We start from the raw sequence: 25704 nt of genomic DNA on the forward strand, positions 1-25704 counted from the left end.
GACAGAGGGGAGCAAATTCATTTCATTTAGGAAAATAGTTGTGTTGTTGTTGTCATTTCGAGGGAGCTTGCGGCCGAGAGATTTGTTAAAAGGTTGAAAGCGATTAGATTCTTCGCTTTGCTCAGAATGACGTAAGGAACATTACTGTGGGTTGGAGAGAGCCAATAGCAGAGTACATCACCATATGCAAAGAAAAAGCCACCTAAATGGTGGCTTTTTTTATTAAAATGGGACTTTTATTTCAATTCCCATCCTTTTCTATAATCACGGGTCACCCATTCATTGGCCTTCTCGTAGTTGGTGATTTTCATGTTATCACCATCCCAGATCAGTTTTCTTCTGCCTGGAGAAGCATATGGATCCCAATCAGTGGCTTTCTTGCCTGGTTTCAATTCTTTGTATTGATATGCTTTTACAGCAAGGTTGCCCATCAACACGGTTTCAGTCAATCTACCCGCTTTTTCAAAGTTGGAAGAAGTAGGTGTGCCATTCAAGCAACCATCCACAAAGTTGGCGATATGACCGCCTACGCTACCGGGTACCCTTGGGTATTTAGGAGCTGGGGCTTTATAAAGATCCATCATGTCTGAAGGCAGCAAACGCGCGTTGCTGGAATAGGTGTCGCAAACCAAGATACCTTTGTCTCCGTACATGACGGTTCCACCACCGGAATCTCCAATGGTCTCACCATCCTTCAACTCGTCCGGAAGGTCTGGTTTAATCCCACCATCGTACCAGTTCAAGGCAATTTCACCATGATGTTCATGGTCAAACTTCAAATGTATTTTAGATGATGGAGGGCAGGAATGGCTGTAATCGGCTTCCACAAAATCACCTACCCAAACCGTGGTACAACTTGCTTCTGCCTCTTTTGGATAGCCAAGATCCAGAACACTGAAAGGGGTTTCCATGATATGGCAGCCCATATCACCCAAAGCACCGGTTCCAAAATCCCAGAACCCCCTCCATTTAAACGGAAGATAGGCTTCGTTGTAATCCCTTTCAGCAGCTACGCCCAACCAAAGATCCCAATCCAATTCCTTGGGCACTCGTTGTTTTTGGGTAGGCATGGGAACCCCTTGTGGCCAAACAGGTCGGTTGGTCCAGCAGTCAATGGTATGTACTTTTCCGATGATACCGGATTCTACCCACTCTCGGGCAATTCGGCTATCGTCACTGGATGCACCTTGGTTTCCCATTTGGGTCACAATGCCATTTTCCTTGGCCACTTTGGTCATCAAACGGGCCTCATAAATATTGTGGGTCAATGGTTTTTCAACATAGGCGTGTTTCTTTTCTCGCATAAAGGGCAACGCAATGGTAGCGTGCATATGGTCCGGGGTGGCCACCATTATGGCATCGATGTCGCTCAATCGCTCATCGTACACCTTTCTAAAATCTTTGTATCGAGGTACATCAGGGAACATATCAAAAGTTTCCTTGGCGCGTCGGGCATCCACATCACACAAGGACACGAATTTTACACGACCTGTTTCGTGCAACCCACGAATTACGCCGCTCCCCCTGCCACCAACACCAAAGCCGGCAACATATAAGGTATCACTTGGGGGAACATGGGTTTTGCCCAATACATAACTAGGCACAATGGAAAATGCAGCCGATGCAGCAGCGGCATTTTTCAGAAAATTTCTTCTTTGCATTTTGTTTAGTTTGATTATGTTCAACCAAGATACAAAAGAGAAGGGGATTATTGAAAGTTAATCCCTACCATTCCATTCTTTGTAGAACTGTTCCAGGTATTCCAGCATGAATTGGTGCCGCTCCAAGGCAATTTTTTTGCCCGTTTCCGTATGCATCCCATCCTTTAGCAAGAGCAGCTTTTCATAAAAATGGTTGATGGTTGGTGCATTGGAGGTTTTGTACTCTTCCTTGTTCATGTTCGGGTTTGGCGGCATACGGGGATCGTACAGTGCCCTGTTCTTGAATCCACCATAATTGAAGGCACGGGCAATACCAATGGCACCCATGGCATCCAAGCGGTCGGCGTCCTGTACAATTTCCATTTCTTTGGATGTAAATGATCCTTGGCTTTTGTCAAGACTATTTTTAAAGGACATGTGTTGGATGATTTTCGTTACATGTTCGATGGTTTCCTCGGAAGTATTTTGTTCCCTTAAAAAATCTCGGGCAATTTTAGGTCCGATGGATTCGTCTCCATTGTGAAATTTGGGGTCGGCAATATCATGTAACAAGGCTGATAGTTTCACCACGAGTTCATCTGCCGTTTCCTTTTTTAAAATGAGATTTGCGGTGTTGTACACCCGTTCAATATGGAACCAATCATGCCCCCCTTCGGCCTCAACAAGGGTTTTTTTAACAAAATGAATGGTATTTTGTACCAATTGGTCTTGACTCATTTGGGAAGGTTTATGCCTGATACAATTTGTTTTTCCACTTCAGCAATGACGGCATCGGCATTTCCTTGAATTTCCACAGGGGCATGTACTTTAAACTGCACATAAGAACCTAGGCCCATCGGAAACTTACCGTAGCGGAGCAATTTCCATGAGTTGTTTATACTGATGGGTATAATCAATGCAGATGGTGCATGTTTCATCAATACTTTTAATCCTGTGGTCCGAAAAGGTTTGGGTTCCCCTGTTCGGCTTCGGGTACCTTCGGGGAAAATCACTGCACTTCGGTTATGCTTTTGGATATATTTACCCAGTTTTTGCAGCTCTTCAATGGATTGTTTGGGATCCTTTCTATCGATCAAAGCAGAACCACTGTGCCTTAGATTGAATGAAACACTGGGAATACCCTTACCGAGTTCGATTTTGCTTACAAACTTGGGGTGATACTTTCGCATAAACCAGATGATGGGCGGAATATCGTACATGCTCTGGTGATTGGTCACAATGATCAAGGGTCTATCGGTTGGAATTTGGTGTGGGTTGTCAAACTTGTACCGTGTTCCTAAAATACCGGTGCACAGCATGATGAACCAATTAAGGACGGAAACACTCCGTTTATGGGCATCATACCCCAAAACTTTTAAACAGATCCATTGAATGGGATGAAAAATGACCAAAACCAATCCAAAGCTGATAAAAAATAGGACGGTCAATGGATAGGATAATATCTTGAGCACGGCAGGCATTTTTTAGTTCAGCGTAAAAATAAAAAAACCACCCTTAAGGGTGGTCTGTCTTTTTGGATAATCGAAAGCATTAACAGAATTCGTCGTATGCTTCCATAAGGTTCTCTGCAATCAGTTCAGCAGGTCTACCTTCAATATGATGTCTTTCGATCATATGAACCAATTCCCCATCCTTAAAAAGGGCCATGCTTGGCGATGATGGAGGGAAGGGGACCATATGGTTTCTGGCCGTTGCAACGGCGGCCATATCCACTCCTGCGAATACGGTCACCAAGTGGTCTGGCGTTTTTTCATTTTGCAAGCTCAACTTGGCTGCTGGTCTGGCATTGGCAGCGGCACATCCACAAACCGAATTGACAACCACCAAGGTGGTTCCTTCCTGTTTTAGGGCGTTTTCTACTGCCTCACTTGTATGTAGTTCCTCAAACCCGGCGTTGGCCAAGTCTGCGCGCATAGGTTTTACCAATTCTTCGGGATACATAGGCTTCTTTTTAATTAGAATCCAAAGATACAGTATTGTTAGGTTTTTTTCATCACCCTTAACATTGCTTAAAGCTTTGTTTCTTCTGCAATGCCCTATATTTGGGGTTTAAATTTTGAAAGATGATCAAATGGGCGGCCGCCTTTATCGGTTATTTGGTTTTTCGGTTTCCAGGGGCAGTGCTGGGATTTATTGTTGGTAGCCTCTTAGACGGTTGGAGTAGTAACGACAGTGGCGGTAGGACGGTTTTCCAGAATGCGAACAATCAGACCGTTTCTCCTGCCGATTTTGAATTGAACCTGCTTTCCCTTTGTTCCATCATTATTAAGGCTGATGGTTCGGTAAACCAATCCGAACTCGATTATGTTCGACAATATTTTTTGAGTACTTACGGAAAGGAAAAGGCCAACGCCATTTTCCGAACATTTAACGAGGTCATTAAAAAAAGGGAAATCTCCGCGGAACGCATCTGTGCCTACATGGTGCAACGCACCCGTTATGAAGTTCGATTGCAGTTGCTGCATTTTTTATTCGGAATCGCTCAGGCCGATGGACAATTGAGTCCGTCCGAAGTTCAAAAATTAACGGAAATAGCCGGTTATTTGCGGGTGGGGGCACATGATTTTGAAAGTATCATGGCCATGTTCGTAAAATCTGCCGATAACGCCTATAAAATTTTGGAAATTGAAAGAACCGCCACCGATGATGAAGTGAAAAAAGCGTATCGGAATATGGCGAAAAAATACCATCCCGACCGCGTGGTGACCGAAAACGAGGCCATTAGGAAAGGAGCCGAGGAAAAGTTCAAGGAAGTACAAAAAGCCTACGAGACTATTCAAAAGGAAAGGGGAATATCTTAACAAGGATATAGTAATTAGTAGTTCGGGATTGGAGTTTTACCTATTGAGATCGTCAATTTAAAAGCAAAATAATGGAAGAGTTTTTTTTCTATGTTAAAATGGGCCTTCATCACGTGTTGGATCTTGGTGCCTATGATCATATTCTGTTTTTGTCGGCTTTGGCGGTACCTTTTACTTTTAAAAATTGGAAACATGTGTTGCTATTGGCTACCATTTTCACCGTGACGCATTGCACTTCTTTGGCGTTATCGGTTTACGATGTGGTGACCGTTGATGTGGGACTCATTGAATTCTTGATCCCAGTGACCATTTTGGTGACGGCACTCTTCAATTTTACCTATGTTTTTAAGGAAGGAGTGAATGTTGGCGAATTGTTGCATTATGTGGCTACTGGATTTTTTGGTTTGATCCACGGTTTTGGCTTTTCCAACTATTTTAAAATGTTGATGGCCGAAGAGGAGGACAAGATTACACCTTTATTGGGATTTGCTACGGGAATTGAGCTTTCCCAAGTGACCATCATCCTGATTGTTTTGGCCATTGCTTTTGTGGCATTGGATTTGTTAAAAGTGAAAAGGAACATTTTTATTGCTGCGGCCTCCATTTTGATCGCAGCCATTACAATACCCTTGCTCATTGCTACGTTTCCCTTGTAAGGGCACCGTTAAATTTAATCGAATTAGGTTGTAAGGGTCTTCCAAAGCAGGTATATTTATTTAAATATCAGCTTATTCATGGATTTATGAAGGAGAGCAAACAAGAAAAGTACGATAAGGCATACCTAAGGATGGCCCAGGAATGGGGTAAACTGTCCTATTGCAAGAGAAGACAGGTGGGTGCCATTATCGTAAAGGATAGAATGATCATTTCAGACGGTTATAACGGTACTCCCACAGGTTTTGAGAATAATTGTGAGGACGATGAGGGGTACACCAAATGGTATGTATTGCATGCCGAGGCCAATGCCATCTTAAAAGTGGCATCGTCCACGCAGTCCTGTCAGGGTTCCACTTTGTACATTACACTTTCCCCATGTAGGGAGTGTAGCAAGTTGGTACATCAGGCTGGCATAAAACGTGTGGTATACCAACAGGCCTACAAGGATGACTCCGGACTGAAATTTCTGGAGCGGGCCGGGGTAGAAGTGCTCCATTTGCCCATTTTGGAAGAAATGGTCTAAACGCCAGAATACTATTATGAAAAAGATAAACGGATATATTTGGCCCACCTTGCTGGCATTGGCAGTAGCCATCGGCATTTTTATTGGGGGCAAACTCCATTTTAACGATTCACCGGAAAAACTCTTTTCCACCAATTCCAAAAAAGACAAGCTGAACAGGCTCATCGATTATATCGATTATGAGTATGTGGATGAAATTGATACGGACAGTATTGTTGATGTTACGGTAAACAATATTTTAGGCAAATTGGATCCCCATTCGGTTTATATCCCAAAAAGTGAAATGAACGAGGTTGCCGAGAACATGAAGGGCGACTTTGCAGGGATCGGGGTAAGTTTTTATATGTTCCGGGATACCATCACTGTGATCAGGACCATTAAGAACGGTCCCAGCTACATTAGTGGCATAAAGCCCGGTGACCGCATTCTAATGGCCGACCAAGATACGCTGTACGGTAGAAGAATCCCTAATGACGATGTGGTGTCTACCCTAAAAGGTAAAATCGGGACCAAGGTTAATCTTAAGGTGTATAGAAAGTCGGAGAATAAGGTTTTGGATATGTCTGTTACCCGGGACCGTGTGCCGATCCGAAGTGTGGATGCTTATTATATGCTTACTGGCGATATGGGTTACATCAAGATTAATCGCTTTGCCGAATCTACTTTTGATGAGTTCAAGGATGCCCTTAAAAAACTAAAGTTAAGAGGCGCCGAAAAATTGGTGTTGGACCTTCGGGATAACCCTGGTGGTTATTTGGGCATTGCCGAAAAGTTGGCCGATGAATTTTTAGGGGAAGATAAATTGATCCTATTCACCAAAAACAAAAAGGGACGAATCAAGAAAGCCTATGCCACCAGTAAAGGTGATTTTGAGGACAAACCCGTTTATGTATTGATCAACGAGCGTTCCGCTTCTGCAAGTGAAATCATTGCCGGAGCATTGCAAGACAATGATATCGGGACCATTGTGGGAAGACGTTCCTTCGGGAAGGGTTTGGTACAACGTGAAATGGACCTTGGCGACGGTTCTGCCGTTCGGTTAACCGTAAGTCGCTATTATACCCCAACCGGTCGTTCCATTCAAAAATCATACAAGAATGGCAACCACGATTATTACCAGAAATTCATGGAGCGGTACACCAATGGGGAACTTGTTTCTGCGGATAGCATCAAAGTAGCCGATTCTTTAAAATTTGTCACCCCAAAAGGTAAAGTGGTTTATGGAGGCGGAGGTATTGTGCCTGATGTGTTCGTTCCGATCGGCAGCAATGAGGAAGAAGCCATTGAAAGCATGGACGAAACGTATCAGTTTTTTGCCAGATTTGTTTTTGAGCATTTGGAAGAGGACCGAACTCGATATGAGGAGTACACACAGAATCAATTTTTGGACGAATTCAAGGTAGATGATATCCTATTTGATCGTTTTATCCAGTTTGTGTTGGATCGCAAGGTGCGTTTGGATTTCTATGCTTACGAGGATAAGATCAAAGCCTATCTTAAGGCCAATATCGCGGAGCAATTGTATTCCCCGAACATGTCCGCACAGATAAAGGGTGATTTTGATCCTATGTTGAAAAGGGTTAAACAGTTGGATGAATCGATCATAGATCCCACCCAATTGGGAGCTGTGGGCACAAAACCGTAGGGTTGACTACTTCAGTTTCTTCTCAATCTTTTTGGAAGCCATAAAAATCAACAACAATACAATGGCACACAATGAGGCCACAATGCCGATCAAGGCTATGGTGCTATCACCTTGCAGTGGATTGTCAAAATCTACCAAGGTAACATTGTAAACGATCAGGCCCATGGCCAAAATAATGATGATAATGTTAAGGGTCTTGTTCATGACACTGGTTTAATATCCTTGGTTGAACAACTGGTTGATGTTGGAAGCAAAAAGCTTCACGGCAATGGCCATAAGGATCACACCGAACACTTTTCTTATAATGTTGAGGCCATTTTTGCCCAACACCCGCTCAATTTTCGCACTGGATTTAAGAACGATATATACAAAGATAATGTTTAGCAGAATGGCAACGATAATGTTCTCCACATGATATTCGGCCCTTAGTGCCAAAAGCGAAGTCATGGTACCGGCACCGGCGATCAATGGGAAGGCAATGGGAACAATGGAAGCGGTTTCCGCCACATCATCACGGTATAAGGTTATCCCCAAGATCATTTCGATGGCCAAAAAGAATATGATAAAGGAACCCGCCACAGCAAAGGAATTCACGTCGATACCGATCAATTTCAAGATCTTTTCCCCAACGAACAAAAAAGCGATCATGATACAGGCCGCTACAATCGAAGCCTTTTCAGACTGAATATGGCCCACCTTGTTCCTAAGCGATATAATAATTGGGATGCTTCCCAATATATCGATCACCGCAAAAAGAATCATTCCCGCTGTAGCTATCTCCTTAAAATTGAAATTCATGGCACCTTATTTTTTTCGGACTGCAAATGTACGTGTAAAAAAACCTTTTGGATTACATTCTAAGGTTTATAAAATGTCAAATTTTGTGTTTTAAACTACCTTTGCTTCAAAAGCGAACCCTATGTTCCAGATTGGAAAAACCATCGTTTCGGAAGAGATATTGGAGAACGATTTTGTCTGCAACCTCAATGCGTGTAAAGGTGCTTGTTGTGTAGGTGGCGAGTATGGTGCTCCTTTGGAGGATTCAGAAACGGATAAACTGGTGAACCTGTACAGTGATGTTAAACCCTATCTCAGGCCAGAAGGCATTCAGGCCATTGAGGAACAAGGGGCTTTTGTGAAAGGTGAGGACGGCGAATGGGAAACCCCATTGGTGAACAACAACGAATGTGCCTACGTGATTTTTTCGGATGATGGAATTGCTAAATGCGGACTTGAGGCAGCTTATAACGACGGTGTCACCAAATGGAAAAAACCCATTTCCTGCCATCTGTACCCGATCCGGACAAGGGAGTATTCTGAGTTCACGGCCGTGAACTATCATAAATGGGAAATCTGTGATCCCGCCTGCAGTTTGGGCAAGGAATTAAAAGTTCCCATCTATAAATTCGTAAAGGATGCCCTGATCAGGAAATTTGGTAAAGCCTGGTATAGCGAGTTGGAGGAAGTGGCAAAAGGAAATCCTAAATAGTAGGGATGTCCAAAATGACCTTGGTGCCGTTCGGGTTGCCGTTTTCATCAAATAGGTCCACTATATCCACATCAAACTTGTTCTGGTAATCTTTGGAGAAATTGGCCAAGCGCTCTTTGGTAATATGGATTCCCACAGATTTTCGTTTGAGCACCCTGTTTTCCTTATTGGCCTCGGCCATGGTTCGGCCCACACCATTGTCAATGATTTCTATGGTTACGTGGCCTTTGTCCTTTCTTTTTACGTGGATCTGGATTTTCTTTTCCCCTTCTTTGGGTGATAGTCCGTGCCAAAGGGAATTTTCCAGGAAAGGTTGCAGGGTGAGGGAAGGAATCTTGATATTATCGATAAAAATATCCTTGTCTACATTGATGCTGAAATCGATCTCGTTGGAAAAGCGGATGTTCTCAATGTTCATATAAAGTTCAACGGTCTCCAGTTCTTCCGCCAAGGAGATTTCCCGTTGGGAAGAAGCCTCCAGGATTTTCCGCACCAATTTGGAAAACTTGTTCAGATAGTGAACGGCATTCTTCTGTTCGTTGTTGATGATGTAAAGCTTGATGGAGTTCAAGGAATTGAACAGAAAGTGAGGGTTCATTTGGCTTCGGAGCATTTTCTGCTCCAAGGTGAGTACCCTTTTTTCGTTCTTACTCTGGTATTGTCGATATAGGATGTAAAGAATGGAAGAGATGAGGCCAACGATCAATGCGCTCACCAAAAGGGTGGTTTGGTTCTTCTTCAAACGCAGCCTAACGATCTCATTTTCCTTGGCAAGTACCGCAATCTGATTGTTCTTTTTGTCTGCTTCATACCGTACAATGATATCGTTCATGTACCGTAAATTGGTGGCACTCGAAATTTCCCTATCGACCTCATCTGCCTTTTTGTAGTATTCATAAGCCTTTTTAAAGTCGCCACGAGCGTTTTCCAGATCGGACATTTTTTGATAACCGTACTGGATACTGCTGGGCAAATTTCGGTTTACCGCCATGTCCAAACCTTGCTGAATGTAATCGTGGGCCTTTTCATAATTGCCCAATTTGGTGTGTGCCCAACCGGTGTTGACGAAGACCGATGAAGCGATGAAATAATCACCCAGTCTTATGGATTCGTCATGCAGGGGTTCCAAAAGTACAAGAGCGGCATAGGGCATATCCTGTTTTAGATAGATTTGGGCCAGACTGTTTTTACATATGATCCGCCCGATATCCGAGTTGATCTCTTCATTGTAGGCCAAGGACTTGCGATAGTTTTCAAGGGCACCTTCCAAGTCCCCTTTTTCCTCCATGCAATTCCCAATATTTTGATGGTTTATGGCCAGTCCCAGTTTGTTGCCCAGTTCTTCTTCCAGCCTAAGGGCACGGCGAAACTGCATGATGGCCAGATCAAACTGGCCCAGGGCGATATATAGATTTCCTATACCGTTTAGGGCAACGTTGATACTTCTTTTAATGTGGTCCGATGGATTTTCTACCTGCTCTGCCAACTCCAGTGCTTTTTGATGGTAGTCCAGAGCGGTCTTGATGGCGTCGTTTCTTCGGTATACAACGCCTAGCATGTTCAGGCTCAACACCCTCATCTCGGTATTATTGGCCTTTTCGGAAAGTTCCAAGGCCTGTTCGTGCAATAGCACGGATTTTTCGTATTGGGAAATGTTCCTGTATTTCATTCCCAATTGGTTCAGGGCGTAAGCTTCGCCCTCCAGATAATTGTTTTCTTTGCTGAGTCCTGCAAAGTACCTCAAAAAGGTAGTGTCCTGTTTTTCCTCATCGAGTTCCTCGTCTAGTTCCTCATAGGTCTTGGGCTGCAAAAGACTTAGGTTTTCGGCCTTTTCCTTAAAGGAATCGGGGAAGTCTTGCGCCAGTGAAGCATTAGCAAAAAAGAGTGTCAACCAAAAAAACAGAGTCGTTCTTTGTACTCGATGTAGGTGCTCGATTTGTGTGAACTTTACTATGGCCACAGGCTTTTGGGAGAATTACAGCATATCCAAAAAATCGGATTTCTTTTGCCGGGATACTGGAATTTTATGATTGGATTCCAAAACCACATAGCCATCGGTTTTTAGGAATTCTTTGATCTTGTTGAGGTTGATGATGTAAGAGTTGTGGATTCTGAAAAAGCTGGTATCTGGCAACAGTGCATTTACCTCTTTCAGTTTTTTGGTCAGGAGGATTTTCTGCCCGTCCTTTAAAAATATGGTACTGTAGTTGCCGTCGGATTCCGCGAACAAAATCTCATCACTGTTCAGGAAAAGCAGTTTTCCATCGGTATTGATGGTGATTTTTTTACTGTGCGATTCAGAGTTGAAGTTCAACAGGATTTTTTCCAAACGCTCAATGGTGAGGTTCTTGGCGTTATATCTTTTGATCTTGGCGATGGTCACTTCAAGATCGTCCGTGTCAATGGGTTTAAGCAAGTAGTCGATGGCCTCGTTCTTTAAGGCCTGCAGGGCATATTGGTTGTAGGCCGTGGTAATCACCACCGGAAAATCCTTGTTCTTCAGGTTTTTGATGAACTGAAAACCATCCATAGCCGGCATTTCAATATCAAGAAAAAGACAGTCGGGAGTGTTGCGTTCCAAATAATCCAATGCCTCATGGGCATCGGTAAAGGACGCAACGATGTCCACCTCATCACTCAAATTGGTCAATTCCCAACTCAAACTTTGAAGTGCCTTGATCTCGTCATCAACAATTACGGCTTCTAACATACTGTGTAGGTATACGTTATTTCAAATTTAGGATTATTCTCATTACAGATCTAAAATTATGTGCTAATGGGCATTTAAGACGTATAACTGGTATAAAATGCAAAATCATGGGAAAAATCTTCCAATTCCTTCATAAATAGGCCATTTTGCATGAATTGGGTCCAACACTTCAAAATACCGAAAACCAATTATACACAAAAAGTGACCGTTCATACATACGCTACCTTGCCCAGGATTTTTGTTATCTATCTTGGCGCTACCAAAAAATTGGGGCAGTTAAATATGTGCTTGAAATGAGAAAATGTATTGTTCTTTTCGTGATTTTAATCGTTGCCTTGGTTTTTGCCGCAGTATCGGAACATAGGCAAGTGAAGCTTAAATCCGATTGGGAAAGAGTGGTTGCAAAAAAATAACCCTTTTTTCCCGATTACGCTCTTAACATATTGTATTACCAAAAATTGTACGGCCAAAGCAACCATTCTCTTGATTATAGAAACCGCTTGCAAGACAAAATCTTCGGGTTGGCCAAATCTGGAGTTGATTTTAGGTTTCGGGGGAACTACCTAGGACGATAAAAGATTAACAAGGCCGAACTTGGAGAGGCCGTACTGTTTGGTAATATTCTACTATATGCACGTTCATCATAAAAGTTAGACCAAAAGGTATTGTTCAATATACTTTTTGGTCTTTTTTTATGGCCAGAAAATCTTTCCACGATCCCATATTTCATCGGTCATGCGCCATTACTCGGCTGCCTTAGATTTCAACATGCAGTGTTAAAAACTTTGTTCCCGTTTTCGCTTTTGCCCCTTTACTTTTCAACAACATTTTTAAATATTTGTTTACTCTGTTCAAGAGGAAACCTCCTTCCAAACTAATTAACGATATAACGATCAACATGTCCGCAGCAATTGAGCCCATATTACAGGAAAACAAGGATAGATTCGTCATCTTTCCCATTCAGCACCACGACCTTTGGGAATGGTACAAAAAATGTGAAGCGTGCTTTTGGACCGCTGAAGAAATCGATTTACATCAGGACCTTACCGATTGGAATACCAAACTGAACGAGGATGAGCAGTATTTCATCAAGCACATTCTTGCTTTTTTTGCCGCTTCGGATGGAATCGTTAACGAAAACCTGGCAGAAAATTTCGTGAACGAAGTGCAGTTTTCGGAAGCCAAGTTTTTCTACGGATTTCAAATCATGATGGAGAACATCCATTCAGAAACGTATTCGCTTCTTATCGATACCTATGTAAAGGACGAAAAGGAGAAAAATACCTTGTTCAAGGCCATAGAAAATTTTCCTGCCATTAAAAAGAAAGCCGATTGGGCGCTTAAATGGATCGAATCACCAAGTTTTGCCGAACGCTTGATCGCTTTTGCAGCTGTTGAGGGCATCTTCTTTTCAGGAGCGTTCTGTTCCATCTTCTGGTTGAAGAAACGCGGGTTGATGCCTGGCCTTACCTTTTCCAACGAGTTAATTTCTCGTGATGAAGGCATGCACTGCGACTTTGCCGTTCACTTGCACAACAAACATTTGGTGAATAAGGTGCCAAAATCGCGAATCACGGACATTATTGTAGATGCCCTGAACATAGAAAGGGAGTTCATTACCGAATCACTACCGGTGAGCTTGATCGGAATGAACGCCAAATTGATGACCCAGTACTTGGAGTTTGTAACGGATAGATTATTGGTAGAACTAGAATGTGAAAAGGTATACAACGCTACCAATCCATTCGATTTCATGGACATGATCTCGCTCCAAGGGAAGACCAATTTCTTTGAAAAACGCGTATCGGAATATCAAAAGGCCGGGGTCCTTAACAAGGAAAAGGACACCGATTCCCAGAAGATCAGTTTCGACGCGGATTTTTAATCCGTAAAAGAATACAACCCTCCCAACCAAAGGTTTAGAGGGTTTTAATGGCCTTAATTTTAAAATGTTAATTTTTTAACAATAAGGCAAACAACAACAATTAAACACGAGCAACACCATGTATGTAGTTAAAAGAGACGGGAGAAAAGAGCCGATCATGTTCGACAAGATCACGGCCAGGGTTAGAAAACTTTGTTATGGACTCAACAGTTTAGTTGATCCGGTAAAAGTGGCCATGAGGGTCATTGAAGGTTTGTATGATGGGGTTACCACATCCGAACTGGACAATCTGGCTGCGGAAATAGCAGCAACCATGACCACTACCCACCCTGACTATGCCAAGTTGGCTGCCAGGATTTCCGTTTCCAACCTACATAAAAACACCAAAAAGTCCTTCTCCGAAGCCATGAAGGACCTTTACGAATATGTAAATCCCAGAACAGGCAAAAAAGCACCGTTACTTTCGGATGAAGTGTACCAGGTCATTTCTCAAAATGCGGAAAAGCTGGATTCCACCATCATCTATAACCGTGATTTTGGCTACGATTATTTTGGTTTCAAGACATTGGAACGCTCCTATTTGTTAAAGATTAATGGAAACATTGCCGAACGTCCCCAGCACATGCTGATGAGGGTTGCGGTGGGTATCCATTTGGATGATTTGGATTCCGTGGTGGAAACCTATGAGTTGATGTCCAAAAAGTACTTCACTCACGCCACGCCTACCTTGTTCAACTCAGGTACCCCTAAACCGCAAATGTCTTCCTGCTTTCTTTTGGCCATGAAAGATGATAGCATCGATGGCATTTATGACACCTTGAAGCAGACCGCCAAGATTTCACAATCCGCCGGTGGAATCGGGTTGTCCATCCACAACATTAGGGCCACTGGATCCTATATTGCAGGAACCAATGGCACTTCCAATGGTATTGTTCCCATGCTCAGGGTTTTTAACGATACGGCCCGTTATGTAGACCAAGGGGGTGGAAAACGTAAGGGAAGCTTTGCCATTTATGTGGAGCCTTGGCATGCCGACATTTATGACTTTTTGGAGTTGAAAAAGAACCACGGAAAGGAAGAAATGCGTGCCCGTGATTTGTTCTATGCCATGTGGATTCCAGATTTGTTCATGAAGCGAGTAGAGTCGGATGCCGAATGGACTTTGATGTGCCCCAACGAGTGCCCAGGCTTGTTTGATTCCCATAGTGAAGAATTCGAGGCCCGTTACTTAAAATATGAGGCCGAAGGAAAAGGAAGAAAGATCATAAAGGCAAGAGATCTTTGGGAAAAGATTTTGGAATCCCAAATTGAGACAGGAACACCATACATGCTCTATAAGGATGCCGCCAACCGTAAGAGTAACCAAAAGAATTTGGGAACTATCCGTTCCTCCAACCTTTGTACGGAGATTTTGGAATATACCTCCCCAGATGAGGTGGCTGTATGTAACTTGGCATCCATTGCCCTTCCCATGTTCGTGAAGAATGGCGAATTTGATCACAAGGAACTTTTCCGGGTTACCAAGCAAGTGACCCGTAACCTGAACAAGGTCATCGATAGGAATTTTTACCCTGTGGAAGAGGCCCGAAATTCCAATATGAGGCACAGACCCGTTGGATTAGGCGTACAAGGATTGGCAGATACCTTCATCATGTTGCGATTGCCCTTCACTAGTGATGAGGCCAAAGCACTCAACCAAGAAATTTTTGAGACCCTTTATTTTGCTGCGGTTACTGCTTCCATGGAATTGGCCAAGGAAGATGGAGCGTATTCCAGCTACAAGGGATCGCCAATTTCCCAAGGAGAGTTTCAACATAACCTCTGGGGCATAAAAGACAGCGAACTATCCGGAAGATGGGATTGGGATAAATTGAGGAAGGAAGTATTGAAACATGGTGTCAGGAACTCCTTGTTGGTAGCTCCAATGCCCACCGCTTCCACATCCCAAATTTTGGGGAACAACGAGTGTTTTGAACCCTACACGTCCAACATCTACACTCGAAGGGTGCTTTCCGGGGAATTCATTGTGGTGAACAAACATTTGTTGGAAGACTTGGTAAGATTGGGACTTTGGAACGAGAATTTGAAACAGGAATTGATGCGTGCCAACGGTTCGGTACAAGATATCGATGCCATTCCCGAAGACATCAAGGAGCTTTACAAGACTGTTTGGGAACTTAGCATGAAGGATATCATCGACATGAGCCGTCAACGAGGGTATTTCATTGATCAGAGCCAATCCTTGAACTTGTTCATGGAAAATGCCAACTATGCCAAGCTCACTTCTATGCACTTTTACGCTTGGAAAAGCGGACTCAAGACCGGCATGTACTATTTGAGGACGAAAGCTGCTGTGGATGCCATTAAATTCACTTTGGACAACACCAAAAAGAAAGAAGAGCCCGTGGCGGTTATGGCTGAAGTAGAAACGGTCAGTGCCGCGGAAGAAATAAAAGTAGAGGCTACATCGGTAGGTCAGCAGGAAATTGATATTCAGCCCTTAACGCCAGAAGAAATGAAAGAGATGATTGCTCGCGCCAAAGAAGGCCAAGCAGATGATGACTGCTTGATGTGCGGGTCATAGTCAGTATCGAGCTTTTCGGTACATGCGATAGTGTTTATTGATCAAATGCCTCGGAAAAGGTTCACCCCACAACAGAACCATCCGAGGTATTTTTTTTGGATGTATTCAAAAGAAAAGGCCTCCCGGTTGGGAGGCCCTTTTGTTGTGTTCCGTGTTTCCTATTCGGACCAGGCCTTTCCGCCGGTGAGTTCCTGTAGGTCGCCACAGGCGATGTACTCTCCGGGTATGGGCAGGTAGGCAAGTACCTCCTCGCCGACCTTCTCCGAGGACTTGTAGGCCCATGTGGCCAGGTCCCTGAGCTCGTTGGCAAAGGTGTAGCGCGCCACTTCCTCGTCCAGGGTGGCCTCGCCGCCCTGCATGATGGCCTGCATGTAGCCCATAACGGCCTCTGAGTGTGCCTTTTCCTCCTCGTCGGTGCGCTTCCTCAGGTAGGTGGCCAGTACCGGCTCTATGTCCGCCGCCGCCAGCTCAGCGAGCTCCGTCTTGCCGGAGCCCTCCAGGGCCTTGTCGTAGAACTTCCCCATTTTCATCATGGTGAAGTCCCTCTGGTCAAGGGGCATGACCTGGTCAAGGTAGGCGTCTATGAAGCCGTGCACGTTCACCTCGGTGGCCGAGGGGGTATCGGTCTTGGGAAGGATCACGTCCAGGGTGGTGGCCAGGGCCTGTCCCTGTCCCTTGTCCAGATAGGCGGGGACCCACTCCGCGTAGGAGGGCTTGTCCTTGCAGCCCTGGAGCAGGCTTAACAGTGTAGGGGTCGCCACGGCGTAGCCGAAGGCCATCCCCATGTTCTTGAGTGCTGATCTTCTTTCCATTATATGTTTCCTTTTTTGAGTTCCTGGGCGGCATGGTTGGCGGCCCTTGCAGTGAATGCCATGTAGGTGAGCGAGGGGTTCACGCAGCTGGCCGAGGCCATGAAGGAACCGTCGGTCACGTACACGTTCTTACAGGTGTGCACCTGGTTGTTCCCGTTCACCACGGAGGTCTTCGGGTCGAGGCCCATACGTGCGGTGCCCATCTCGTGGATACCCAAGCCTAAAGCGTAAGGAGCATCGTAAGGAGTAATGTCCTTGGCGCCTGCTTTTTCCAACATTTGGACTGCTTGATCCTGCATGTCTTTACGCATGTTGTATTCGTTCTCCCTGATTTCCGCATCGAAAGTAACGGTAGGTAGTCCCCACTTATCTTTCTTATCGTAATCAAGGGTCATCTTGTTATCGTGGTATGGAAGCGTTTCTCCAAAAGCAAGCATATTCATGGTCCATCCGCCTGGGGTAAGAACAGCGTCCTTGTATCCTTGACCGAAGGTTGCTTCTGCAACCATTTCTTCATAATTGCCTCTTCCGGCACCACCTTGGTATCCGTATCCACGTTTAAAGTCCTTCATGTCGGAATCGCCGCCAAGGTTCCTGAACCTGGGGATGTAGATACCGTTCGGCTTTCTTCCTTTGTAAAACTTGTCTTCGTATCCATCGAATTTACCGCTTGCACCTACCAAGAAATGGTGGTCCATTACGTTATGGCCCAATTCTCCTGAGTCGTTCCCCAATCCGTTAGGGAACCTGTCGGATCTGGACTGCATCAAAATGGAAGTGGAAGCGATCGCGGAGGCGCAAAGGAAGATTACCTTGGCCTTGAACTCGAACTCCTCCTTGGTCTCCCTGTCGATGACCTTGACGCCCGTTGCCTTTTGGGTATTGGGGTCATAAATGATTTCATGAACGATGGAATCAGGTCTCAATGTCATGTTTCCGGTTCTTTCCGCTGCAGGCAATGTTGAAGAAACACTGCTGAAGTAGGCCCCAAAAGGGCATCCCCTGACACAACGGTTCCTGAACTGGCAACGGGTACGCCCATCGCCCTCGAATTTTTTATCACTGTTGATGTGGGCAACCCTACCGGCAGTGATCACACGACCACCAAAATGTTCGGCAACTTTGCCTCTTACCATATCTTCCACACAGTTGAGTTCCATCATGGGCTCAAACTGTCCGTCAGGTAATTGTGGTAAACCCAACAATTCTCCTGAGACACCAATATAACTTTCAACTTTATCGTACCAAGATGCGATGTCCTTGTAACGTACCGGCCAATCCACGGCAATGCCTTCATTTTTATTGGCACTGAAGTCGATATCGCTCCAACGGTAGCTATGGCGACCCCACATGATGGAACGTCCGCCCACATGGTAACCACGCATCCAATCGAAACGCTTGGTTTCATTATAAGGATGGTCCAAATCGTTCACGAACCAATGCTTGGAAGCGGCACCTGTTGTGTAACCCGTTCTGGATTGTTTTTCCTGTTGTTTAACATCTTCTCTAGTAGCTCTACCGGCATGGGGGAAATCCCAAGCGTCCATATTGGCCGTTGGGTAGTCCTCACGGTGTTTTACCATGGGACCGCGTTCCAAGACAAGCGTCTTGAGACCGTTCTCGCACAGTTCCTTGGCAGCCCAACCACCACTGATGCCCGTACCGACCACGATGGCATCGTAGGATTCCTGTTCCTCGTTGTAATAAAATTTACTCATTTATTCGGATTGTTTATTTGCTAAATGTATTAATTATTAAATTAATTTTCTACATTTAAACCCTATGTTTATTGAGAATTCGGTACTATAACGTTATAGTTTTTGAATTCTATTTGAAATTAATCAACCTAAGAATATGAACAGAAGAAGTTTAGCTCAGAATGGTATTTTAACCTTGGTTGCTGTGGCCCTATTTGGAATTATGTCCTGCAAACCAAACCCAAAAACTGAAACATCCGAAGAAACTGGGTCGGAAGAAATGGCCATGGAAGATTCCAAGCCGGAACTTAAAATCTCTTTGGCTCAATGGTCCATGCATAAGATGATTTTTGAAGGTGGGGTAGATCCGTACACCTTTGCCGAAAAAGCCAGCAAATGGGGTTTTGAGGGGTTGGAATATGTAAGTGCCTTATATTATAAGGAATTACAGGCCGCCAATTTCTCGGAAGAAGCCATGAACAATTGGGTAGCCAAGAGCAAGGCAGAAAGTGAAAAATATGGTTTGGAAAACCTGTTGATCATGGTTGATGGCCAAGGTGATCTAGCCAATGTGGATGAAGCGGCCAGAAAAGCTGCAGTGGAAAACCACTATAAATGGGTAGATGCGGCCGCAGCTTTGGGATGCCATTCCATTAGGGTGAACCTTAACGGTACCCAAGACCCAGCAGAATGGGTGCCAGCTTCGGTATCTGGACTTACGCAATTGGCTACATACGCCAAGGATAAAGGGATCAATGTAATCATTGAAAACCATGGTGGTCCTTCCTCCAATGCAAAATTGTTGGCTGAGGTAATGCAGAAAGTGAACATGGAAAACGTGGGAACCCTTCCTGATTTTGGTAACTTTTGTATCAAAAGGGAAGCTGGGGACTACTACCAATCCAAATGTGTTGAAGAATATGACCGATACAAAGGTGTAGAGGAATTGATGCCCTATGCCAAAGGGGTAAGTGGCAAATCCTTCGATTTTGATGCCGAGGGCAACGAGACCACCATCGATTTTGCCAGAATGATCAAGATCATGGAAGATGCCGGGTATTCAGGCTATATTGATGTGGAATACGAAGGCAACGTGTTGAGCGAGGAAGAAGGTATCTTGGCCACCAAAAAACTGATAGAAAGAATATTGGAATAAACCAATTGATCTGAGGGCGTATGAAGGGATTTTTGCAGCAGCTCTTCGATTACAATTTTTATTGTAACAAAAAAATAATTCAACAATGCAAGACTTTGGGCACCGTTCCAGAGTCATGCGAACGGCTTTTCAGCCACATATTGAATGCCCACCATATCTGGAACCACAGATTGATGGGCATTCGTAATACCTATACGGTTTGGGAAATGCACAAAATCGATAAATGGGACGATATCCATTACGAGAACCAGCGCACTTCCTTTGAAATTATCTCCAATACCGATAATTTTGAAAAACGGGTAGGGTATGAGAACAGTGAGGGAAGGACCTTTGCCAATGAAACGAAGGATATTCTTTTTCATATCATCAACCATTCTACCCATCATAGGGCACAGATCATGATGGAACTCCGCAATGCCGGGGTAGTGCCCGAACCTTTGGATTATGTACATTATAAACGATAACTACTAACTAATACTTAACATGAATAGTAAAACCAAATTTCAACTGTCCTTCATGATGTTCCTCGAATTTTTTATTTGGGGCGGTTGGTTCGTAACCTTGGGAACCTTTTTGGGGACCAATCTTAAGGCAAGTGGGGGCGAGATTGCCCAAGCCTTTTCAACCCAATCATGGGGGGCTATCATTGCTCCTTTCATTATTGGATTGATAGCCGATAGGTATTTTAATGCGGAACGTATCCTAGGGGTGCTTCATTTGATCGGGGCATTTTTGATGTACCAAATGTTCCAGACCACCGATTTCACGGTGTTCTATCCCTACGTGTTGGGTTATATGATTCTTTATATGCCAACCCTGGCTTTGGTGAATTCCATTTCCTTCAACCAAATGAAGGATCCAGCCAAGGAATTTTCGCCTATCCGAGTGTTCGGTACCATTGGGTGGATCATTGCAGGTCTTGTGATCAGCTATGTGTTCCTTTGGGATTCCCCAGAAAGCCTTGAAGCCGGTATGTTGAAGAATACCTTTTTAATGGTGGCCATTGCTTCCGCTATTTTAGGTCTTTTCAGTTTTACATTGCCCAAGACACCACCAAGAGTGGATAAAAGTGAAAAAGTGACCATCTCCGATGTATTGGGATTGGATGCCTTGAAACTTTTGAAGGATAAAAACTTCTTGGTGTTTTTCATTTCTTCCGTATTGATCTGTATTCCACTGGCTTTTTATTATCAGAATGCCAACCCGTTCTTGACAGAAATTGGCTTGAACAATCCAACGGGTAAAATGACCATTGGTCAAGCTTCCGAAGTACTCTTTATGTTGTTGTTGCCTATGTTTTTCACCAAGTTCGGTTTCAAAAAGACCATTTTGGTAGGTATGTTGGCTTGGACAGTTCGTTATCTGATGTTCGCTTACGGAAATTCAGGTGATTTGGCCTTTATGCTGATTTTGGGTATTGCCCTTCATGGAATCTGTTATGATTTCTTCTTTGTATCCGGACAAATCTATACCGATACCAAGGCAGGTGAAAAATATAAGAGTGCGGCCCAAGGGTTGATTACATTGGCCACCTATGGTGTGGGTATGTTGATCGGTTTCTGGATTGCAGGACAGATTACCGATTCTTTCCTTTTGGAAGACGGAACGCATACCTGGGAGAAAATATGGGTTTACCCAGCTGCTTTTGCCGCGGTGGTCTTCGTATTATTTGCCGTGATCTTTAAAAACGAAAAAATTGAATATAAATCATAACTAAAACTAGAACATGCCAAAAAAAATCAGACTTGGAATTCTTGGAGGAGGTGGGGATTCCCTTATCGGGGTGTTGCACCGTGTAGCTTCCTTCATCAATGACAATTATGAAATAGTAGGGGCCGTCTTCAATCCCGACTTTGAAGCCAACCTCGATTTTGCAAAAAAGATAGATGTGCCCACCAACCGGATCTATAAGGATTTTGATACCTTGGTGGAAGAGGAGATGAAACTCCCAGAGGACGAACGTATTCAGGTATGTTCCATTCTAACACCCAACTTTTTGCATTTTCCCATGGCCAAAAAATTGTTGGAAAACGGGTTCCATGTCATTTGTGAAAAACCCATGACCACCACGTATGAGGAAGCCATCATTTTACAGGAAACCTTGGAAAAGGCGGGGACCGTTTTTGCGGTTACCCATACCTATACCGGGTATCCCATGGTGCGCCAAATGAGGGAAATGATCAAAGAAGGAGTTATTGGTAAGGTCCACAAAGTGGATGCCCAATATTACCAAGGTTGGATGAACCCGATCATCCACGATAAGGAAAAACGCGCAACCGTTTGGAGATTGGATCCCAAAAAGGCAGGTATCAGTTCCTGTATGGGAGATATTGGGGTACACGCCTTCAATATGATCGAGTTTACCACAGGGCTACAGGTACAGTCCGTATTGTGTGATTTTAATTATATCTATGACGACAATGTGATGGATATGGACGGCACTGCCCTTATCCGAATGGATAAAAACGTTAAAGGGGTCATCAGGGCCAGCCAAGTGGCAACAGGGGAGGAAAATAACCTTACCATAGCCATTTACGGTCAAAAAGGTGGATTGAAATGGGAACAGGAAAATCCGAATTACCTATACAAATTAAACGACCCAGAGCCGTTGCAGGTGTATAAACCAGGGCACCAGTACAATTCCAAATTGTCTTTGGATGGCACCAAATTGCCCCCAGGTCACCCTGAAGGTATTTTTGATGCCATGGCCAATATTTATTTGGGCGTGGCCAAGGCCATTCGCGGTGAAGAATATAACAGTGGCGAGTTCCCTACCATGTTGGACGGGGTTCGTGGCTTGAACTTTATCGAGAGTACCGTGGCTTCCCACAAACAAGGGAATATTTGGATCGATATGGATTAAGTTCCATCAAACCATAAAAGAAATGGCGGCCATTGGCCGCCATTATTTTTTGTAGAGCATTTCAAATTCTTCAAAGACCACGATCATACTATCGGTTGGTCTTGCACCCAATTGCGTAAGCTCACGCGTATAATAGTCCCAATGGGTCTTTTTCCAATAGTCCAGGCTTTTATCCCCTTCGCCTTCTTTTCGAGCATGTTCTTCCCGAATACTGAAGTAAGGTATCAGTTTCACACCTGTGGTCCGGATTACACACTTGGCATTTCCGTTCCAATCGGTAACCACGGAAAAATCCCCGATCTTGGGCAATTTTTCGTTACGCAATTGCAGGCCTTTCAAGGAATGTGTAGTGGCCCTTTTTGTTTCCTTGCAGGTGAGATCCGCACATTCGTTGGCATCTTTTTCATTATCGCAAAAGTGTATGACCTTGGGGGCTTCCTGGGAGGCAAATTCCAGATGGGCGTCCAAAAAGTCGCCCCAAAGATTTCGGGCAGAGGCATTTTCCATAAGTAGTATTTAAAGAAAGATATGCTGTATTAATTGTTAATGAATCCCTATATTTATGTCTTACTACATGAGATGTAAAATTAGCATAGTTTTTTTCTTAAATATAGAAGATAAATCCTAAATAAATCAGGATTTGCAAATTCCTAAAAATCAATTTCAATGAAGACAATAAAAGGACCGGCTGTTTTTTTAGCACAATTTGTGGACAGTCAACCACCGTTCAACTCCTTGGACGGACTTTGCAAATGGGCCTCAGGTTTGGGGTACAAGGGCATTCAGATTCCCACCTGGGAGTCATTTTTAATCGATTTGGACAAAGCTGCCGAAAGTCAAGATTATTGTGACGAACTCAAGGGAAAGATCAATTCCTACGGATTGGAGATTACGGAACTCTCCACCCACCTGCAAGGGCAATTGGTTGCCGTGCATCCGGCCTATGATCTTATGTTCGACAATTTTGCCCCCGATGCGCTTAAGGGCAAACCCAAGGAGCGAACCCAGTGGGCCATTGAAACCGTTAAAAAAGCGGCTACGGCTAGTAGAAGATTGGGCCTTAATGCGCATGCCACGTTTTCAGGAGCCTTGCTTTGGCACACTGCCCACCCATGGCCACAACGTCCTGCCGGATTGGTGGAAATGGGCTTTGAAGAACTCGCCAACAGATGGTTGCCCATATTGAACCATTTTGATGAACAGGGTGTGGACGTGTGTTACGAGATCCACCCAGGGGAAGACTTGCATGATGGGGATACCTTTGAACGCTTTTTGGCCGCTACGGGCAACCATAAGCGGGTGAACATCCTTTATGATCCCAGCCATTTTGTATTGCAACAGCTGGATTATATCCAATACATCGACTTTTACCATGAGTTCATCAAGGCGTTCCATGTGAAGGACTCCGAGTTTAACCCAACCGGTAAGAAAGGGGCTTTTGGTGGTTATAACGATTGGGGCGACAGGGCCGGAAGGTACCGTTCTCTTGGGGATGGTCAAATCGATTTTAAGACGATTTTCTCCAAATTGACCCAATACGGATGCGATGTTTGGGCCGTGATGGAATGGGAATGCTGTATTAAAAGTCCGGAACAGGGAGCCCGTGAGGGAGCCAAATTCATACAAGATCATATCATTGAGGCAACAACCAAAACCTTCGATGATTTTGCTGGAGCAGAAATAGATAAAAATCAACTAAAACGAATACTAGGATTATGAAAAAACCAATTGTGTTGGCCGTTTTGGCCCTGACCTTTGCTTGCAAGGAAAAACCGAAAGAAGAGACCGAAGTCACTGAAGAAGTGGCGGAGGTGGTGGAAACCCCAGAATGGACCGTTCTATTCGATGGTACTTCTTTTGATGGATGGCATTTTTACAACAATGGAGCTGTGACCGAACCTTGGAAATTGGAAGACGGTGCCATGGTACTTTACCCACCGGAAACAAGGCCCGAAGGTGCCAACTACAACCTGGTGACCGATAAGGAGTTCACCGATTTTGTATTGATGTTGGAATGGAAGATTGCCGAAGGCGGAAATAGTGGAATCTTTTGGGGCGTAAATGAAGACGAAAAGTATGGGGAGCCTTATATCACAGGACCTGAAATCCAGGTATTGGACGATGAAAGACATCCTGATGCCAAAAATGGAACCGATCGTTTGGCCGGGGCTCTTTACGATATGGTGTCTCCATCGGCAAAAGTGGTGAAGCCCGCAGGCGAATGGAATGCCGTTGAAATCATGATCAACCATAAAACCAATGAAGGCTACATCAAACTTAATGGTACCACAGTGGTTGAATTCCCGGTTGAAGGAGAAGGTTGGGATACATTGGTGGCCAACTCCAAATTTGCGGATTGGGAAGCTTTTGGAGCCTTCAAAACAGGTAAATTGGGAGTTCAGGACCATGGGAATATGGTGTCTTTCAGAAATATCAAGATAAAAGAACTATAAAATGACAAAGTTGAAATTTGCCTTTTTAGCCATTGGATTATCTATGGGTCTTTATGTTTCGGCCCAAGAGGTGGAGCCTACGAAACCAGAGGAAACCGAGTTTTATGAACCGGTACCACCAAAGGTGACCCCAGGTACCAATGGATCTGCACCGAGTGATGCCATTGTACTTTTTGATGGTACATCGTTGGATAATTGGATCAGTACCAAAGATAGTACCGCTGCCAAATGGACCTTGAACAAAGATGGCAGCATGACCGTGAACAACAGAACGGGAGACATTCAGACCAAACAGAATTTTGGTAGCATTCAGCTTCATATCGAATGGAGCTCACCAGCCGAAGTGCAAGGTAAGGGACAAAGTAGGGCCAATAGTGGCATCTTTATTTCCGGATTATATGAGGTTCAGGTGTTGGACAACAACAATAATGACACCTATGTAAACGGCCAAGTAGGATCCATTTACAAGCAGCATACACCTTTGGCCATGGCTTCGGTACCAACAGGGGATTGGAATACCTATGACATCATTTACCATGCACCTGTTTTTGAAAAAGGGCAAAAAGTTAAGTCGGGAACGCTTACGGTAATTCAGAACGGTGTTTTAATCCAAGATCATGTTGAGATCAAGGGAACCACACCTTATATTGGTTGGCCTAAGAATCCCGTTCATGGCAAAGGGCCATTGAAACTCCAAGACCATGGGGATAACAGTCGTGTAAGCTACAGAAATATTTGGGTAAGGGAACTGTAATCGTTTCCCAAACC

At 44.2% G+C, this 25704-nt stretch carries 25 protein-coding genes; 14 read left to right on the forward strand and 11 right to left on the reverse strand.

What is annotated here, in order from left to right:
- Window positions 1–236: 236 nt before the first annotated feature.
- The 4 genes from LKX84_RS14475 to LKX84_RS14490 all read right to left on the reverse strand — a co-directional run bounded on the left by LKX84_RS14475 (window position 237) and on the right by LKX84_RS14490 (window position 3602).
- Window positions 237–1661, reverse strand: coding sequence for a Gfo/Idh/MocA family protein (locus LKX84_RS14475; protein ID WP_228237864.1), 1425 nt, complete (start codon window positions 1659–1661; stop codon window positions 237–239).
- Window positions 1662–1718: 57 nt separating this feature from the next.
- The gene (locus LKX84_RS14480; protein WP_228237865.1) at window positions 1719–2378 is read right to left on the reverse strand and encodes an HD domain-containing protein; all 660 of its coding nucleotides are present in this window, start codon (window positions 2376–2378) and stop codon (window positions 1719–1721) included.
- Window positions 2375–3112 carry a lysophospholipid acyltransferase family protein gene (locus LKX84_RS14485; RefSeq protein ID WP_228237866.1) on the reverse strand — a complete coding sequence of 246 codons (738 nt, stop codon included), beginning with the start codon at window positions 3110–3112 and terminating at the stop codon, window positions 2375–2377. The genes LKX84_RS14480 and LKX84_RS14485 overlap by 4 nt, the downstream gene beginning before the upstream one ends.
- Before the next feature lie 79 nt (window positions 3113–3191).
- Window positions 3192–3602, reverse strand: a complete 411-nt coding sequence (locus LKX84_RS14490) for a BrxA/BrxB family bacilliredoxin (RefSeq protein ID WP_228237867.1) — start codon at window positions 3600–3602, stop codon at window positions 3192–3194.
- Window positions 3603–3724: 122 nt separating this feature from the next.
- Between LKX84_RS14490 and LKX84_RS14495 the strand changes: the two genes are divergently transcribed.
- The 4 genes from LKX84_RS14495 (at window position 3725) to LKX84_RS14510 (ending at window position 7287) form a co-directional block, all read left to right on the forward strand.
- On the forward strand, window positions 3725–4462 hold the full coding sequence (locus LKX84_RS14495; protein WP_228237868.1) for a TerB family tellurite resistance protein: 738 nt from the start codon (window positions 3725–3727) through the stop codon (window positions 4460–4462).
- 71 nt (window positions 4463–4533) lie between these two features.
- Complete coding sequence (locus LKX84_RS14500) at window positions 4534–5118, forward strand: HupE/UreJ family protein (protein WP_228237869.1); 585 nt, start codon at window positions 4534–4536, stop codon at window positions 5116–5118.
- A gap of 86 nt (window positions 5119–5204) precedes the next feature.
- Window positions 5205–5642, forward strand: coding sequence for a deoxycytidylate deaminase (locus tag LKX84_RS14505; RefSeq protein WP_228237870.1), 438 nt, complete (start codon window positions 5205–5207; stop codon window positions 5640–5642).
- A gap of 16 nt (window positions 5643–5658) precedes the next feature.
- On the forward strand, window positions 5659–7287 hold the full coding sequence (locus tag LKX84_RS14510) for a S41 family peptidase (protein WP_228237871.1): 1629 nt from the start codon (window positions 5659–5661) through the stop codon (window positions 7285–7287).
- A gap of 6 nt (window positions 7288–7293) precedes the next feature.
- On the opposite strand, the gene LKX84_RS14515 is transcribed toward LKX84_RS14510, so the two are convergent.
- Window positions 7294–7491, reverse strand: coding sequence for a hypothetical protein (locus LKX84_RS14515; RefSeq protein WP_228237872.1), 198 nt, complete (start codon window positions 7489–7491; stop codon window positions 7294–7296).
- 9 nt (window positions 7492–7500) lie between these two features.
- Entirely contained in the window at window positions 7501–8085 is a 585-nt protein-coding gene (locus tag LKX84_RS14520; RefSeq protein ID WP_228237873.1) for a MarC family protein, read from the reverse strand.
- 121 nt (window positions 8086–8206) lie between these two features.
- Between LKX84_RS14520 and LKX84_RS14525 the strand changes: the two genes are divergently transcribed.
- A complete protein-coding gene (locus LKX84_RS14525; RefSeq protein ID WP_228237874.1) occupies window positions 8207–8776 on the forward strand; it encodes a DUF3109 family protein in 570 nt (189 codons plus the stop codon).
- On the opposite strand, the gene LKX84_RS14530 is transcribed toward LKX84_RS14525, so the two are convergent.
- Both LKX84_RS14530 and LKX84_RS14535 read right to left on the reverse strand, forming a co-directional pair.
- A complete protein-coding gene (locus tag LKX84_RS14530) occupies window positions 8769–10736 on the reverse strand; it encodes a tetratricopeptide repeat protein (protein ID WP_228237875.1) in 1968 nt (655 codons plus the stop codon). The two genes, LKX84_RS14525 and LKX84_RS14530, sit on opposite strands and share 8 nt — an antisense overlap.
- Window positions 10737–10751: 15 nt before the next feature.
- Window positions 10752–11486: a LytR/AlgR family response regulator transcription factor gene (locus LKX84_RS14535; RefSeq protein ID WP_228237876.1), complete on the reverse strand. Its 735-nt coding sequence runs from the start codon at window positions 11484–11486 to the stop codon at window positions 10752–10754.
- 898 nt (window positions 11487–12384) lie between these two features.
- On the opposite strand from LKX84_RS14535, the gene LKX84_RS14540 reads away from it, so the two are divergent.
- Together LKX84_RS14540 and LKX84_RS14545 are read left to right on the forward strand one after the other, a co-directional pair.
- Window positions 12385–13371: a ribonucleotide-diphosphate reductase subunit beta gene (locus LKX84_RS14540; protein WP_228237877.1), complete on the forward strand. Its 987-nt coding sequence runs from the start codon at window positions 12385–12387 to the stop codon at window positions 13369–13371.
- 118 nt (window positions 13372–13489) lie between these two features.
- On the forward strand, window positions 13490–15955 hold the full coding sequence (locus tag LKX84_RS14545; protein WP_228237878.1) for a ribonucleoside-diphosphate reductase subunit alpha: 2466 nt from the start codon (window positions 13490–13492) through the stop codon (window positions 15953–15955).
- Window positions 15956–16113: 158 nt separating this feature from the next.
- Here LKX84_RS14545 and LKX84_RS14550 read toward each other — a convergent pair whose 3' ends face one another.
- A complete protein-coding gene (locus LKX84_RS14550) occupies window positions 16114–16767 on the reverse strand; it encodes a gluconate 2-dehydrogenase subunit 3 family protein (protein WP_228237879.1) in 654 nt (217 codons plus the stop codon).
- Complete coding sequence (locus LKX84_RS14555; protein ID WP_228237880.1) at window positions 16767–18485, reverse strand: GMC oxidoreductase; 1719 nt, start codon at window positions 18483–18485, stop codon at window positions 16767–16769. Before LKX84_RS14555 ends, LKX84_RS14550 begins: the two co-directional genes overlap by 1 nt.
- 136 nt (window positions 18486–18621) lie before the next feature.
- On the opposite strand from LKX84_RS14555, the gene LKX84_RS14560 reads away from it, so the two are divergent.
- From LKX84_RS14560 to LKX84_RS14575, 4 genes are read left to right on the forward strand one after another with little or no spacing between them, the layout of a single operon-like run.
- A complete protein-coding gene (locus LKX84_RS14560; protein WP_228237881.1) occupies window positions 18622–19620 on the forward strand; it encodes a sugar phosphate isomerase/epimerase family protein in 999 nt (332 codons plus the stop codon).
- Window positions 19621–19640: 20 nt separating this feature from the next.
- Complete coding sequence (locus LKX84_RS14565; protein WP_228237882.1) at window positions 19641–20084, forward strand: DinB family protein; 444 nt, start codon at window positions 19641–19643, stop codon at window positions 20082–20084.
- A 19-nt stretch (window positions 20085–20103) separates the two neighbouring features.
- Window positions 20104–21333 (forward strand): nucleoside permease, encoded by a 1230-nt coding sequence (locus LKX84_RS14570; protein WP_228237883.1) that lies wholly within the window; start codon window positions 20104–20106, stop codon window positions 21331–21333.
- A gap of 13 nt (window positions 21334–21346) precedes the next feature.
- Window positions 21347–22483, forward strand: a complete 1137-nt coding sequence (locus tag LKX84_RS14575) for a Gfo/Idh/MocA family protein (protein ID WP_228237884.1) — start codon at window positions 21347–21349, stop codon at window positions 22481–22483.
- A 42-nt stretch (window positions 22484–22525) separates the two neighbouring features.
- On the opposite strand, the gene LKX84_RS14580 is transcribed toward LKX84_RS14575, so the two are convergent.
- Window positions 22526–22990: an ASCH domain-containing protein gene (locus LKX84_RS14580; protein ID WP_228237885.1), complete on the reverse strand. Its 465-nt coding sequence runs from the start codon at window positions 22988–22990 to the stop codon at window positions 22526–22528.
- A gap of 159 nt (window positions 22991–23149) precedes the next feature.
- Between LKX84_RS14580 and LKX84_RS14585 the strand changes: the two genes are divergently transcribed.
- Genes LKX84_RS14585 through LKX84_RS14595 form a run of 3 tightly spaced genes read left to right on the forward strand, consistent with a single transcriptional unit; the run spans window position 23150 to window position 25690 of the window.
- Window positions 23150–24202 carry a sugar phosphate isomerase/epimerase family protein gene (locus tag LKX84_RS14585; RefSeq protein ID WP_228237886.1) on the forward strand — a complete coding sequence of 351 codons (1053 nt, stop codon included), beginning with the start codon at window positions 23150–23152 and terminating at the stop codon, window positions 24200–24202.
- Window positions 24199–24936, forward strand: a complete 738-nt coding sequence (locus LKX84_RS14590) for a DUF1080 domain-containing protein (RefSeq protein WP_228237887.1) — start codon at window positions 24199–24201, stop codon at window positions 24934–24936. The genes LKX84_RS14585 and LKX84_RS14590 overlap by 4 nt, the downstream gene beginning before the upstream one ends.
- Window positions 24937–24979: 43 nt before the next feature.
- Entirely contained in the window at window positions 24980–25690 is a 711-nt protein-coding gene (locus LKX84_RS14595) for a DUF1080 domain-containing protein (protein WP_228238225.1), read from the forward strand.
- Window positions 25691–25704 lie beyond the last annotated feature (14 nt).

Origin of the sequence: Allomuricauda sp. M10 (assembly GCF_020782875.1) — a bacterium.
GTDB lineage: Bacteria > Bacteroidota > Bacteroidia > Flavobacteriales > Flavobacteriaceae > Flagellimonas.

Bases quoted from the DNA above. Each gene is read 5' to 3' on its own strand.
- LKX84_RS14475 (WP_228237864.1), bottom strand. From the start codon at position 1,661: ATGCAAAGAAGAAATTTTCTGAAAAATGCCGCTGCTGCATCGGCTGCA.
- LKX84_RS14480 (WP_228237865.1), bottom strand. From the start codon at position 2,378: ATGAGTCAAGACCAATTGGTACAAAATACCATTCATTTTGTTAAAAAA.
- LKX84_RS14490 (WP_228237867.1), bottom strand. From the start codon at position 3,602: ATGTATCCCGAAGAATTGGTAAAACCTATGCGCGCAGACTTGGCCAAC.
- LKX84_RS14495 (WP_228237868.1), top strand. From the start codon at position 3,725: ATGATCAAATGGGCGGCCGCCTTTATCGGTTATTTGGTTTTTCGGTTT.
- LKX84_RS14500 (WP_228237869.1), top strand. From the start codon at position 4,534: ATGGAAGAGTTTTTTTTCTATGTTAAAATGGGCCTTCATCACGTGTTG.
- LKX84_RS14505 (WP_228237870.1), top strand. From the start codon at position 5,205: ATGAAGGAGAGCAAACAAGAAAAGTACGATAAGGCATACCTAAGGATG.
- LKX84_RS14510 (WP_228237871.1), top strand. From the start codon at position 5,659: ATGAAAAAGATAAACGGATATATTTGGCCCACCTTGCTGGCATTGGCA.
- LKX84_RS14515 (WP_228237872.1), bottom strand. From the start codon at position 7,491: ATGAACAAGACCCTTAACATTATCATCATTATTTTGGCCATGGGCCTG.
- LKX84_RS14520 (WP_228237873.1), bottom strand. From the start codon at position 8,085: ATGAATTTCAATTTTAAGGAGATAGCTACAGCGGGAATGATTCTTTTT.
- LKX84_RS14525 (WP_228237874.1), top strand. From the start codon at position 8,207: ATGTTCCAGATTGGAAAAACCATCGTTTCGGAAGAGATATTGGAGAAC.
- LKX84_RS14535 (WP_228237876.1), bottom strand. From the start codon at position 11,486: ATGTTAGAAGCCGTAATTGTTGATGACGAGATCAAGGCACTTCAAAGT.
- LKX84_RS14540 (WP_228237877.1), top strand. From the start codon at position 12,385: ATGTCCGCAGCAATTGAGCCCATATTACAGGAAAACAAGGATAGATTC.
- LKX84_RS14545 (WP_228237878.1), top strand. From the start codon at position 13,490: ATGTATGTAGTTAAAAGAGACGGGAGAAAAGAGCCGATCATGTTCGAC.
- LKX84_RS14550 (WP_228237879.1), bottom strand. From the start codon at position 16,767: ATGGAAAGAAGATCAGCACTCAAGAACATGGGGATGGCCTTCGGCTAC.
- LKX84_RS14555 (WP_228237880.1), bottom strand. From the start codon at position 18,485: ATGAGTAAATTTTATTACAACGAGGAACAGGAATCCTACGATGCCATC.
- LKX84_RS14560 (WP_228237881.1), top strand. From the start codon at position 18,622: ATGAACAGAAGAAGTTTAGCTCAGAATGGTATTTTAACCTTGGTTGCT.
- LKX84_RS14565 (WP_228237882.1), top strand. From the start codon at position 19,641: ATGAAGGGATTTTTGCAGCAGCTCTTCGATTACAATTTTTATTGTAAC.
- LKX84_RS14570 (WP_228237883.1), top strand. From the start codon at position 20,104: ATGAATAGTAAAACCAAATTTCAACTGTCCTTCATGATGTTCCTCGAA.
- LKX84_RS14575 (WP_228237884.1), top strand. From the start codon at position 21,347: ATGCCAAAAAAAATCAGACTTGGAATTCTTGGAGGAGGTGGGGATTCC.
- LKX84_RS14580 (WP_228237885.1), bottom strand. From the start codon at position 22,990: ATGGAAAATGCCTCTGCCCGAAATCTTTGGGGCGACTTTTTGGACGCC.
- LKX84_RS14585 (WP_228237886.1), top strand. From the start codon at position 23,150: ATGAAGACAATAAAAGGACCGGCTGTTTTTTTAGCACAATTTGTGGAC.
- LKX84_RS14590 (WP_228237887.1), top strand. From the start codon at position 24,199: ATGAAAAAACCAATTGTGTTGGCCGTTTTGGCCCTGACCTTTGCTTGC.
- LKX84_RS14595 (WP_228238225.1), top strand. From the start codon at position 24,980: ATGGGTCTTTATGTTTCGGCCCAAGAGGTGGAGCCTACGAAACCAGAG.